This is a genomic window from Acinetobacter sp. CAU_H_60, assembly GCF_058599385.1.
On sequence record NZ_CM178653.1, the window covers coordinates 568978 to 581926 of the forward strand.

Genomic DNA, 12949 nt, shown 5'->3' on the forward strand with positions numbered 1-12949 from the left:
TTGAGAATAGAAAATGTCGAATATCACCATAGAGCAAATGCGTTTTTGGAGCCCTGAAGTCCGTGAGCTAGAGCCTTACGTTCCAGGCGAACAGCCCAAAATTCAAAACCTTTTAAAATTAAATACCAATGAAAATCCGTATCCACCATCACCGAAAGTCGTGGAAGCGGTGCAAAAAGTTTTAGCCAATGGCGCAGATGTTTTACGTCTTTATCCAGATCCAGATGCATCTGAATTGAAACATGCCATAGCTAGACAGCAAAATGTTACTGTTGAAAATGTCTTTGTAGGAAATGGTTCTGATGAAGTCTTGGCACATATTTTTAAAGCCTTCTTTATTCAGGAACAGCCACTGCTTTATCCAGATATTACCTATAGCTTCTATCCGGTTTATAGTCAGTTCTTTGGTGTCAAAACCAAAATCTTGCCACTCAATGAAAATTTTGAAATTGTAGTAGATGATTATAAACAGCCAAATGGCGGTATTATCATCACTAATCCAAATGCGCCAACCAGTATTGCACTTGGTTTGTCTGGCATTGAAGAAATCCTGCAAGCGAATCCAGATTCAGTAGTCGTCATTGATGAAGCCTATGTAGATTTTGGTGCTGAATCAGCAGTGAGTTTGATTGATAAATACGAGAATCTAGTAGTCTGTCAGACGACTTCAAAATCCCGCTCTTTAGCAGGCTTACGTGTCGGTTTTGCGATTGCCCAATCGCATTTAATTGCAGCACTTGAAGCGGTAAAAAACAGCTTTAACTCTTATCCAATGGATCGTTTTGCGATTGCGGCTGCGGTCGCTTCATTCGAAGATCAGGAATACTTTGAAGCACAAAATGCCAAAGTCATTGCCAGTCGTGAAAAACTGGTTAATCAGTTGAATGAGCTCGGTTTCAAAGTCTTGCCATCAAGTGCGAACTTTATTTTTGCTTCACTACCATCAAAAGATGCAGGTGAGTTAGCGGCTGAATTACGGGAACGTGGCATTATCGTACGTTACTTTAATAAACCTCGTATCAATCAATTTTTACGTATTACCATTGGTACAGATGAGCAAAATCAGCGTTTGGTAGACACATTGAAAAATGATATTTTAGCTTAGTTAAATCCACCCTAACCCTCCTTTGATAAAGGAGGGAACCTTTTTCTTTTTAAAGAGAGAGAATCCCCCTCTTTGTTAAAGAGGGGTTAGGGGAGATTCAAGACTCTATGGAGCCGCTTTTTTATTTATTCGGGTTTATACCAGGTGTTGATTAAATCCAGCATTGCTTCAACCTTATCAAAACATTCCTGATATTCCGCATCACAGTCAGACGAAATCGTAATTCCGCCACCCGCCCAAAGTGAAACCTCATCCTGATATTTCTGAATGGAGCGAATCAGAATATTCCAGCTTCCTGTTCCATCAAAATTAAAATAACCTAATGAACCACAATATGCTCCACGTGGAGCATCTTCTAACTCTTCAATAATTTGCATGGCGCGAATCTTTGGTGCACCGGTAATTGATCCACCGGGAAGCGCAGACAGTAATACATCAAAAGGATTCACATCTTCTTTTAAAGTTGCTTCGACTTCGCTGACCATATGATGTACTTGGTTAAATGACTCGATATTGAATAACTTAGGTGTCTTGACTGAACCTGTTTCTGCATAAACACTGAGGTCATTGCGTAACAAATCTACAATCATGACATTTTCAGCCTGATCCTTCCTTGAGTCTTTTAATCGTTGTTTTGATTGTTCATCAAGCACCGGATCGGCAAAACGTGGCATGGTACCTTTAATCGGTTTGGTGACAATTTTTTGATGTGCTTCAAAATCAATAAACAGTTCAGGTGAACAGCTCAATAATTCAAAATTACCAATACGAAGATAGCCCGCATATGGTGCATTGGTTAATGTCCAGAAAGCATGTGCAGTTTCTAATAATGAACCTTCAGCCAGTGCTGTAAATTCCTGGGTCAAGTTAATCTGGTAACAATCACCGGCTAGAATATAATCCTGAATATCCTGAAATGCCTGTGCATAGCGAGATTTGTCCCAACGTGGGCTGCAAAGGGTTTTTAATTGAAATTGTGATGGTATAGAGGCTTGATTTAATAGATTTTGAAGATGATTGAAAATATCTTCTGCTTGCGGATCATGACTATAGAATACCCATTGACCAGCTTCAAACTTAATATAAGAATCAAACTGACCAATAAATAGGCTAGGTTGAGCTCGCACCGGGTATTGGGTGTGCTGTTGAGCAGCGTAATCATAGCCAATAAACCCAACATAACCTCCAGAAAATTCATTTGCTTTAATATCTGGAGTTTGCTCAAGCTCTAAGCTGAGTTCAGCTATATCAGCCTGATATTGCTCGATATCCACTCTCTTAAATGACTGAATTTGTCCATCCTGCACCATAAAATATTTCTGTGCACAGCAGGCAATAAAAGGCTGCCCATTGTTATTTAAATATATCAGGTGATCTAAGGGGCTTAATGCATGCAATAGATCTTTAAGCTGAAGAGATGCAAAACTTAAAGGACAATGGTAAGGAGCTTCGTTCATTCAGTAGCGCATATTCCGATATGACCCGGTATTTTATATCAAGAATAGGAAAAAATATTTCTAAATCATCAAATACCGTTTGTCGGTAAGCTCAATATTGCGACCAACAACAGTTGATCAAAATATGACTCGACGTTAAGTTAAGTGGGCGAGCAAAATTACTCAAGGAAAGATGCTTTGCGTTGTCAGAAAATAAAAAACACAACGTCAGCACTGAGTGATTCACAACCAAAAAAAATAGTACTCTTGGGAGAGTAAACAATGAAAAAATTCACAAAATTGGCTTTAGCTGCTTCAGTTGCTTTTAGTGCAAACGCAATGGCGATGCAATCACTGGACGATGCATCTCTAAGCGCGACTACAGGTCAGGACGGTTTGAAAATCGGTATCGGTATTTCAAAAATTGAAATTGAAAAACTATTTATCCATGATAATGATGGTTTAGCTGAAGATTCTACTGCAACAGCGGGTGTTATTGAAATTTATAATAATGATGGAGTTGTTCTTCGCCCTGGAGAGGCTGCTAATGGTATTGTGGGTGGTACTGGTGAAGCAGGTGCAATCTATATTAAAGCAAATGGTAAAGGAAGAACAACAGCTAATGGTATCGTGATTGGTGCAAACTACGATGACAATGGTGATTATTTACTAGCTTCACGTAACCTTGCAGATTTAACCATTGACTCAGATGCTGGTGCTGGTAATCCATTCATCAACATTGCAGCAGAAGTATCTGGCTTAGATATTAACATCGGTGAAATTGGGGTTGTGGGATCAGCTTCATCTCTTACGGATTATGAAAATGGTTTAGCTTCAGCTACTAGTATTCGCCGTGGTGGTGCTGGTAAGGAAAATGCGATTTTATCTGGCCTATCACTTAAAACAGGTCCAATGTCTGCCAATATTCAATTGGGTGCTGCTCCACAGGGCGCAATGATTAAACTGAATGCAACAATGATTGGCGGCTTAACAATTACAGATTTGGGTATTCTCGATAACTCAACAGCTGGTCAACAAGTTGCTGACGGTGTAACTACTTCTGGCCCAGGTGAAATCTTCATTGAAAGCATCAAGTTAACCGATGCTGGTACTAAAGATTTGACATTGAACCAAAGCATCAGTGTATTTGGCGAATCAACTGCAAACGATGGTTTCATTCGTATTGTGAGCTCAAGTGGTGCACATGATAACTATGTGAAAGGTATTCACCTAGGTAGCCAAAATGCAGCATCAATTGGTGATATGGAAATTCAAGGTCTGCAAACTTACTTTAGCCCGGCAACTGGCCAATATGCAAAAGGTGCAATTATTACCATTTCTGGTCACTAATTTTTACCTTAAAAAAGCGCGTGTTTACACGCGCTTTTTTTTATGACTACAACATCTATCTAAAAAAATAAAAAAAGACTGTATTTTTTTGAAAAAGAAGGTATCTTTCTAGTTACAGGGAAGTAGAGTGAAAACTCTATAAAAAGAAAAATTAGGCACATCATGCCAATGATAAGAAAAGTAAAAGAATATGTTAGAGATTGCATTGGGCTCGGCATTGATGTATTACGCTGCCAAAGAAGCTCTGGATATTAAAAAACAGCCTCCAGGCGCTGTTCACTATACTGAAGTTCTTGATTCAAGAAATGATTCTTTCGTACGTATGCACCGCGAACATGTGGAAGTCAAACCTGCACTGTTAGACCAGTTTCAGGGAATTGTGCGTCAGGCTTATGATTATAGTTGTGGTTCAGCTGCACTTACGACGTTATTAAATGGCTATGTGGGGACCCAACTGGGTGAACAGCAAGTCATGAATGGCCTAATGAAATTTGGTGAAACGGATAAAATCATCGAACGTCGTAGCTTTTCCCTTCTTGATATGAAGCGTTTTGTTGCTGCCTTAGGCCTGGAAAGTGGTGGCTATCGCGGGGAATTTGAAGATCTGGTTAAACAGGGACAACCCGCCATTGTTCCTATTTCCTATGCAGGATTTAAACATTTTGTCGTGTACAAAGCTTATAAAAATGGGCGGGTGTATGTTGCCGATCCAGCACTAGGTAATATCAGTTTTGATGAACAGCGATTTAAGGAAATTTGGGAAAACAATACTTTATATTTAATTAATGTCCCTGAACAATATCGAAAAAACTTTTTGGCATTAAAAGATTCGGATATGCGTCATGTCGAAGATGCAACCATTAACCGTTATGCTTTAGTTGATATGCAGTATCCACAGTTCTATATGGATAAAATTGCCGATAAAGCATCGACCATCCGCATGGATCGTAACCGTAATGTAGATTCAGAAAAATTTGGGGAATATCAATATAATTTTCTCAGACTTTATTACAAGAATAAATAAAACGAAAAGATGGCTATAGAAAAATTAAAAATGGTGAAATGGATATGAACAGTAAATGGATGAACAAGACATTCTTGGCGCTCAGCATTCAGATGGTCATGGGAGTGGCATGGGCTGCGGATGAGCCTGAACTGGGTGAGTATGAAACGGTTGAGGAAGAAGTAGTCGAGACTGCTGCATCCGTTGATATTCAGCCTGAACCAGCAGCAACTCAAGCTGTAGAAGAACCTGAACTTGGGGGGTATGAAACAGTTCAGGAGGAAGCTGTAGCAGAGCCTGAACTGGGAGGATATGAAACTGTTCAGGAAGAAGCTGTTGTTGAAACAGCTGCACCTGCTGAAGCTCCAGCCACTCAAGCAGTAGATGCATCTCAAGCCTTACAGAAAAAAGAAGGAGATGCTACTCAGGAAGCAAGTCTAGAAGAAGTATTTACTTCAAATGAGCGTCAATACTCACTTATTAAACAAGGCGAAATTTCATCCTATTATGATATTGATTATACCTATTATCGAGATACACAACTCGATATGGAAATGGCACAGGGCCAGTTGTATCAGCTCCGTGTTCAGGAAAATGCAACACATAGCCTGACCAATACTTTCACTTTTCAGTACGGGGTGAAAGATAACCTGACCTTAACAGCTTCCTTACCTTTGGTGGCTAAAACAGATTTATTAAAAGATACCTCTACAGCAGGATTAGGGGATATTAGTCTAGGTGCACGTTGGGAGCCATTCCCTTTAAAAGCAGGTCGTTTACCACTTATTTTATTTGCCAATTTGTCGACTAAAACAGGTGATAGCCCATATGAAATTAATGCAGCAAAAGATCTGGCTGCAGGTAAGGGGTATTACTCAGCGGGTGTAGGGGCGAGTACACGTAAATATATTGATCCAGTGGTACTATTTGCCTCTGTTTCTGCAAATTATGGGTTTAAGGAATCTGGCTTAGATCAGCGTCGCGGTACACGAATTATTGAAGAGTTTGAACCAGGGATTAGTGGTGGTTTTGCTTTCGGTTTCGCTTATTCATTTAACTATGATGTTTCCATGACCATGTCTTATCAGCAAAGCTTTAACACTGGTGCAGAATTTAAGTATCACACGGGTGAAAGCTATTCAGCCGCTGATCAGACTAGTTCTACTTTTGCGATTTCTTTAGGGGTGCGTGTATCCCCAGAAACCATTGTAAATGGTACGGTCGGATTGGGGCTGACCGAAGATGCACCAGATGTTTCACTGGGACTTTCATTCCCACTTGATATTTTAGGTTTCGGTAAGAAATTCAGTTAATAGGGGTGTCGTATGAAAAACATTCGACTTAGCCCGTTATTAACAGGAATTATTCTTGCGGGCTGTTCAAGTTATACCTTTGCACAATTAGGGACCAACCTTTCTGTTGACCTGCGTGCATTGTCTATGGGGAACGCAGTTACTGCAGATCCGCCAGGAGTGAATGCAATTCACTTTAACCCGGCTGCATTGGCTAAAATTGAAGGCTTACAAACCGAACAGCAAATTATTGTTGCGAACTTTGATATTCAGCGTGAATTTACTGTTCCTGCTGGATATAACGTTTTTGGTTATTCAGATGATCCAATGGTCTGTAATGATGGGCCTGAAGTATCTTCTGATTTATGTACAGATTTTAAAGGTCCAGTGAAGGGTGATGTAGAGTATGTCAGCCTCTACGTACCTATTCTGAAAAAAATGGTGGATTTGGGTGAAGGCCTTCCGATGGCAGCACCTACTATGGGGGTCTCTTATAAACCACCAGGCTCTAAAGCAACTTATGCAACTGCAGTCTATGCACCACTAGTGGCAGGTTTTGGTCATGAGGATGGTAATCCTGCCAATTTTATGGGACAACAGGTTGCTTTAGAGCGGATTACATATTTATCTCCATCAATTGGTTATGAAGTCAACGACCAGCTTTCGATTGGTGCTTCAATCGGGATGTCTTATCAAGCCATTGCTATGAAAACAGATTTACGTTTTCCCAATGAGCTGATTGGCATGTTGCGTATGATTGATGAAGTCGTATGTACACCATTTAAAGAAAATTCTGACATCATTACTGATATTTTGTTGCTCGGGATCTGTAATGCTGATGAAGGAATGAACCCATTTGGCAAATTTGGCCAAATGCAACTTTCATTAGAACAAAATTTAAGTCCAAGCTATAACCTGGGTGTTCTATGGGAGCCTACTGAAGATTTCAGTTTTGGTATGGTTTACCAGAGTGCGGCCAAAATGCGCTTAAAAGGTAAATATCATATCGATAATGCCAAAGCACCACAGGAAATGATTAAAGGTCTGATGACCTCTCCAACTGGCCAGATTTTAGCTGCAATTCTTGGTTTTCCAAATTATATCCCTTCAAGTGAATCGGGTCTGATCTCTATGGATTTCGAATACCCGGCTCACTTTCAGGCGGGGATCAAATATAAGGTGATGCCAGATTTACAGGTCAATTTTGATATTGGCTGGACAGATTATGCTGCTTGGGACCAATTCAAGTTTGAGTTCGACCGCACCCTTTCTGCCTTGAAGATTGCCAAACTATTATCTGCTAATGTAACGGATTCTTCACTTGCATTACCACTTGGGTTTGAGTCGCCATGGAACTTTGGGATCGGAGTAGAGTATTCAGCAACTGACCGACTGAAACTTCGTGCTGGCTATGAACCACGTACCAGTGCCATTCCAAAAGATAAACGCAATACTATGGTACCGATTAATGGTGCACAGCTATTTGGTTTAGGAGTGGGCTACCGTTTTGACGCAGATACGGATCTGGATCTATCTATTGGTTTTTTACGTAGTAAAGATAATATTCCAGCAAATACCAGTAGTTTGGCGAACCAGACCGGGGTGAATAACCTTTTACTGAATCCATATGCAGGCTTGAATGTCAAAACAGATACCAAGATCACAATTTTAGGCTTGAACTATCGCACGCGTTGGTAAGGAAGAAATGATCAGAACAGGGAACCTAGGGATAAAAATGGTACTGGCATTAAGTCTGGTACCATGGTCTTTTTATACAGATGCCAGAGAGTTTATTACGATCATTGGACCAGATGGGCGACCATTAGTCGTACCACGTCAAAATAATGAGCAGAAAGATACAACAAAAAACCAAGCGACCCCTACTCCGAAAAAATTAGCTACACCCGTTACATCTACTGCACAGGATCTGAAAAAATCCGAGCCAAAGGTGGTAGAAAAAAGTGTGAAAACAGTTCAGCAAAAAAATAATATGGTTGTACAACCAGTACAACCAGTACAACCAGCTAGGCACATTGAGTCTAGATTACAGCAACAATTACCATCAGTGACACAGCTTCAAACCTCTGAACCTGAAATTCAGGTAGTACCTAAAACTGTTCCAAAGCAGGGTTTTAGCCAGATTGAAGGGGTGGAATATGTGGATAGTGAATATCTGGAAAATAAAGAATTTAATCTGGAAGGTAAAAAACGTTTCTATAGCATGCCTGAAGGGATAGTTGATAAAAATATTGGATCAACACGTGTACAGACAATTGAGCGTGAAAAAGGAGTAGGGCAGTCGATTATAAAGTCCTTGTTTCAACAACCTGTCGTGGATTCTGGTCCAGTCGTACTGGCCCAAACCTACTACCGTATTTCTCAGCCTGAATCTGTAGAAAGCTTAGGTAAGCAGTGTTTCAAAGATAAAAAAGTTAAGAATGCAAAAGAGATTAGTGCAGGTAAATCCATTAATCTGTGGCCTCGGGCACCGCTGAAATCAGATGAGTTTGATTATGAAATTGTGAAGCTAAAATCTGAAATTAAAAATATTCAGATTCAATCTTATGCTTCGCGTCAGAACAATCCTGCCTATTACTGGCCATTTGTTGTATTTCTGGATGAACGAGGCTGTGTTTTAGAAGGGGCAGGCGGTTTCAAAAATCAGGAAGAACAAGCCAATATTATTCAACATGAGAAGATACAGGGAATTATTCAGATTCCTGCGCAAAGCCAATATGTATTAATGACCCCACTCGCTTCAGCCATAGATGTTGAAGACAAGATGCTGACAAATTATGGACAACTAAAACTAGTCGCCATTCGATAAGGACGATTTGAGTAGAATAAGATGAAAAATAAAATATTATATCCATTTGCTTTCACTGCTTTATTTGCTGCCCTCAGTGGATGCGGAGGTGAAAGTGCGAATGTCATACCAGAACAAAATGATGAAGCCACCACGAATGGTTCCTGCTCTGCTACTGCAACGAATTGTCTGGAATGGGGACTTGAATATCCAATTGATGGTCTTAACTTTAATTGTAGTGGTGATAAAGAAAATACCTTTATTACTTTATTTGACCAAAATGATGGGGTGGCGTCAGGTACTTGTCAAAAAGCAGATAGTATTGAATTTTATCTAAAAAGTTTTAGTGATACCAAAATCAAATTGGGTACTGTAAAGCTTTCAGAATATATGAACCTCAGTACATCGAGCCAATTACCCCGACTCAGTGTACTTGATATTGCCAAGGGGATTACTGGTCGTAACATTGCCAGAATCGAACAGACAGATCCAACCGTACAGGTGGCGATGAAACTGGTCAAAATCTGGCAGACCTTGGCACTGGAAAAAGGTCGTATCTATAATCCGACAGATGTACAGCCCTTGTATATCACAGAGGATATGCGAAAGAATCTGGGCAAAATTAATAAAGATATCAGCCTGACAGATGCAAATTTAGCAGAAACCCTTAAACCTTTTATTGATATTAGCCAGATTAGTGATGATCAGGCCTTTGAAGTCGTAAAAAAACTGGCCAATATTGCCAGTGCAGCAGTATATCAACCAGAATTTTCTCTGTTCTCAACCTCAGGCATTATTAGCAGTAACTTGACTGGTTCCGATGGTCTGGCGGGTTGTAATAAATCTGTATGTGACATTAAAGATAAAACGACTAAATATTTATTTGGACATTTTATCCTGATTACAGACCGCCAAGGTTATACCTTCGGTAGTGGACTACAGTGGCGTGATACTCAGCTAAAACTGGGCTTCAATAATCTGGGATCTTTGGGTGGCATTAATGCGGAATTGATCCGTAAGGTCAAACCACAGCAAATTACTGCAGTACCGCAAACCAGCTGGATTAGCCCTGCCACGAGAATGCTTTCATCAAATGCACCATATAAAATGAATGTGGCTAACAACAGCAATCCATTAGAAATTTACCAAGGCCGTTTGCTGAGCGATTATGTGATTGCTGGTAAAGAAGCATTTTATAAGATGGCCACAGGTAAAACTGAACTCAGCGATGCTGATCGTGCCAGTCTTGGCTTATGGCGTTTTAATGCCGATGATGACAACTATAGTGGCTCAATTGATCTTTATAAAATTTTCCCGATTAGCTATCTGGATCGTCAAGTCTTTAGAACAGCTGAAAATGTAGAGCCAGGTGAAGAATATATTTTCCCAATGTATGGCAACATGGAGTTTAAATTTAGCGAAAACTCAATTAGCCCTGTTACAGTGGGTGTTGTGATTGATAGTAATGGTGATGTGCGTACCAATATGCAGTCCGCGAGCAATCTTACAACTGATAGTATTAATGGTTGCCAGGGAGATATCTTACCGGCTGGACTTAAAGACAATAACGGCGTTCAACAATATCGTCTGGGTACATTAGGCCGTGCATTTATAGATGAAAAAACAGTATCTATGCGACTGGTCTTCGCTGATCCTGTATTTGGTTCATTAAATGGTGCCTTGGTAGGTATGAACTCCACTATTCAGGCTTCAACCAATACAGATGATAAGATTGTGATTGGTGGAGCATTACTCAATTTATCTAATGTACTGAATGGAACCAGTCGTGTGGGCTTTACCAACTCAGCTGGAGAAAGCGTAGGTTGGGCGAATACTTATGCCAGCTTCCAGAAAATCTATAACAACAATAATACTGATGAAACGACGGAGGAGACCAATCTGGCCAAGCTAAGTGGCGGAAGTGTTTCGTTTAAATTAGCGGATTGTTATAGCATCAAAACCAAATAATAAAAAAAAGCCCATCAAATGATGGGCTTTTTTATAAAAAGACATTTTAACCTGTGTGATCCAAACGGGTTCCCAAGGTCTCTAGGTGCATCGGGAAGTTATTGGTTTTACGGTCTTCAAAATAATGACGAAGCGTATGCTCTACACTCGGGAAAGCCAGTTCACTCCAGGGAATTTCATCTTCGTTAAATAAACGTGCTTCAATGGTTTCTTCACCTGCACCAAATTTTCCATCAATCAGTTGAGATTTGAACAGGACATAAATCTGGCCAATCCGCGGAATATTGTACAGGCAGTACAGCTGTTCAATATCCACTTCAGCTTCGGCTTCTTCACGGGTTTCACGTGCCGCGCCCTGTTCCATGGTTTCAAACAGTTCCATATAACCGGCAGGTAAAGTCCACAGTCCATAACGTGGTTCAATTGCACGGCGGCAGAGCAGGACTTTATCTTCCCAGAGCACCAATGCACCGCAAATCACTTTTGGATTAATGTAATGAATATATCCGCATGTAGTACAAACCTTGCGAACCTTCTGATCGCCTAAAGGAATTTTCTCTGTTGTTTTATGTCCACAGTTCACACAGAAGTTCATATTCATCATCAATGATAACAGTAAGGTCAGGATAACTGAAAAATCAAAATTTGGCATCATTTCTATCCCGCCAAATCAAAAATCAGCTATGATGAAATTATAGTCGCATAGGGAGCTGAATGAATGGATGAGCTGGGATTAATACAACGCTTGCAGAAACATTTACGATTTTCCAAACGGATTCAAACTGCACAGGCTGCTGTATTAATTGCGATCACAGATGAAGCTGATCCCAAAGTTTTGCTGACACGCCGTTCAGCTTATATGAATAATCATGCAGGAGAAGTCTCTTTTCCAGGTGGTAAACGCGATCCGCAAGATACCAGTAATATTGTAGTGGCTTTGAGAGAGGCGTATGAGGAAACGGCGCTTAATCCATTTGATGTGCATCTGATCGGGGATCTGCCGATGCAAAAGGCACGTAATGGAATGCTGGTCAAACCTGTGGTAGGTATAATTCCGCCTACCATTCAACTCATTCCTCAGCCGACGGAAATTGACCGGATTTTCTTTGCTTCCTTACAGCATTTGTTGGAAGCCCAGCCGATGCCTTATGAAGTACGGTTTGCCCAACAGTCTTTATATTTTCCAAGTATGCGGGTGGAAAATGAGATTGTCTGGGGACTGACCGCACGTATGCTGATCTCACTATTTCAGTACGGGCTTGACTATAAAAAAGACTGGCCATTTTTACTTAATTCACCTGCGTTTAAACGCTCAAAATTTTTTAACCGTTGAACAGGATTTCAGCCATGTTATATCAGTTTCAGGGACATACACCAAAAGCAACGCATCAGCCATGGGATGGGTGGGTGGCACCTACAGCGACGGTCATTGGACAGGTTGAATTAGGCAAGCAGGTGAGTGTCTGGTTTGGCGCCGTCGTTCGTGCAGATAACAGCAAAATCCGTTTAGGTGACTTCACCAATGTTCAGGAGAATTCCGTGCTACATACCGATGCTGGGATTGAAATGAATATCGGGAATTATGTGACTATTGGCCATCAGGCCATGCTGCATGGCTGTACTATTGGCGATAATAGCCTGATTGGGATTCAAGTGGTGATTTTGAATCATGCCGTGATTGGTAAGAATTGTATTATTGGTGCCAATGCCCTGATTCCAGAAGGGAAGGTGATTCCTGATAATTCGGTGGTGATGGGCTCACCAGGCAAAGTCGTGAAAACTTTAGATGAAGCCAGTATTCAAAAACTGAAAATGAGTGCCATGCACTATGCCGAACATTTCCAGAAATTTCAGGACCTGGAAGAAGTACAGCTTTAGGCTGTTATCTGAATAAAGTCCTCAGTTAAGCCTAGAATTTTCTAGGAATTTTTGTATCTGGCTTGGGAAAATCTCGCCTAGAAGATATGAGTGGAGTATTATATTCGACGT

Annotated in this window: 11 protein-coding genes; 9 read left to right on the plus strand and 2 right to left on the minus strand. The window is 40.6% G+C overall.

All coding sequences use genetic code 11. The annotated features are described in order from the left end of the window. Positions 1-13: 13 nt before the first annotated feature. Positions 14-1105 carry a histidinol-phosphate transaminase gene (gene hisC / locus AC4MBN_RS02645; RefSeq protein ID WP_419365674.1) on the plus strand — a complete coding sequence of 364 codons (1092 nt, stop codon included), beginning with the start codon at positions 14-16 and terminating at the stop codon, positions 1103-1105. A 125-nt stretch (positions 1106-1230) separates the two neighbouring features. Here the strand turns inward: hisC and AC4MBN_RS02650 are convergent, their stop codons facing one another. Beyond that, positions 1231-2562 (minus strand): anthranilate synthase component I family protein, encoded by a 1332-nt coding sequence (locus AC4MBN_RS02650; protein ID WP_491880606.1) that lies wholly within the window; start codon positions 2560-2562, stop codon positions 1231-1233. Positions 2563-2823: 261 nt separating this feature from the next. Between AC4MBN_RS02650 and filA the strand changes: the two genes are divergently transcribed. The 6 genes from filA to filF all read left to right on the plus strand — a co-directional run bounded on the left by filA (position 2824) and on the right by filF (position 10960). After that, positions 2824-3891: a putative pilus system protein FilA gene (gene filA / locus AC4MBN_RS02655; protein ID WP_491880607.1), complete on the plus strand. Its 1068-nt coding sequence runs from the start codon at positions 2824-2826 to the stop codon at positions 3889-3891. A gap of 190 nt (positions 3892-4081) precedes the next feature. Further along, complete coding sequence (gene filB, locus AC4MBN_RS02660; RefSeq protein WP_180054084.1) at positions 4082-4915, plus strand: putative pilus system C39 family peptidase FilB; 834 nt, start codon at positions 4082-4084, stop codon at positions 4913-4915. Positions 4916-4953: 38 nt separating this feature from the next. Beyond that, entirely contained in the window at positions 4954-6207 is a 1254-nt protein-coding gene (gene filC, locus AC4MBN_RS02665; protein ID WP_432211135.1) for a putative pilus system protein FilC, read from the plus strand. 12 nt (positions 6208-6219) lie between these two features. Next, positions 6220-7884, plus strand: a complete 1665-nt coding sequence (gene filD / locus AC4MBN_RS02670; protein ID WP_491880608.1) for a putative pilus system OmpP1/FadL family transporter FilD — start codon at positions 6220-6222, stop codon at positions 7882-7884. A 7-nt stretch (positions 7885-7891) separates the two neighbouring features. Then, on the plus strand, positions 7892-9013 hold the full coding sequence (gene filE, locus AC4MBN_RS02675; RefSeq protein WP_491880609.1) for a putative pilus assembly protein FilE: 1122 nt from the start codon (positions 7892-7894) through the stop codon (positions 9011-9013). Positions 9014-9034: 21 nt separating this feature from the next. Beyond that, complete coding sequence (filF, locus tag AC4MBN_RS02680) at positions 9035-10960, plus strand: putative pilus system protein FilF (protein ID WP_491880610.1); 1926 nt, start codon at positions 9035-9037, stop codon at positions 10958-10960. 46 nt (positions 10961-11006) lie between these two features. Here the strand turns inward: filF and AC4MBN_RS02685 are convergent, their stop codons facing one another. Further along, on the minus strand, positions 11007-11555 hold the full coding sequence (locus tag AC4MBN_RS02685) for an NUDIX hydrolase (protein ID WP_180105221.1): 549 nt from the start codon (positions 11553-11555) through the stop codon (positions 11007-11009). A gap of 123 nt (positions 11556-11678) precedes the next feature. Here AC4MBN_RS02685 and AC4MBN_RS02690 point away from each other — a divergent pair, with 123 nt between their 5' ends. Together AC4MBN_RS02690 and AC4MBN_RS02695 are read left to right on the plus strand one after the other, a co-directional pair. Beyond that, on the plus strand, positions 11679-12293 hold the full coding sequence (locus AC4MBN_RS02690; RefSeq protein ID WP_034705731.1) for a CoA pyrophosphatase: 615 nt from the start codon (positions 11679-11681) through the stop codon (positions 12291-12293). Positions 12294-12307: 14 nt separating this feature from the next. After that, the gene (locus AC4MBN_RS02695; protein ID WP_491880611.1) at positions 12308-12838 is read left to right on the plus strand and encodes a gamma carbonic anhydrase family protein; all 531 of its coding nucleotides are present in this window, start codon (positions 12308-12310) and stop codon (positions 12836-12838) included. Positions 12839-12949: the final 111 nt, after the last annotated feature.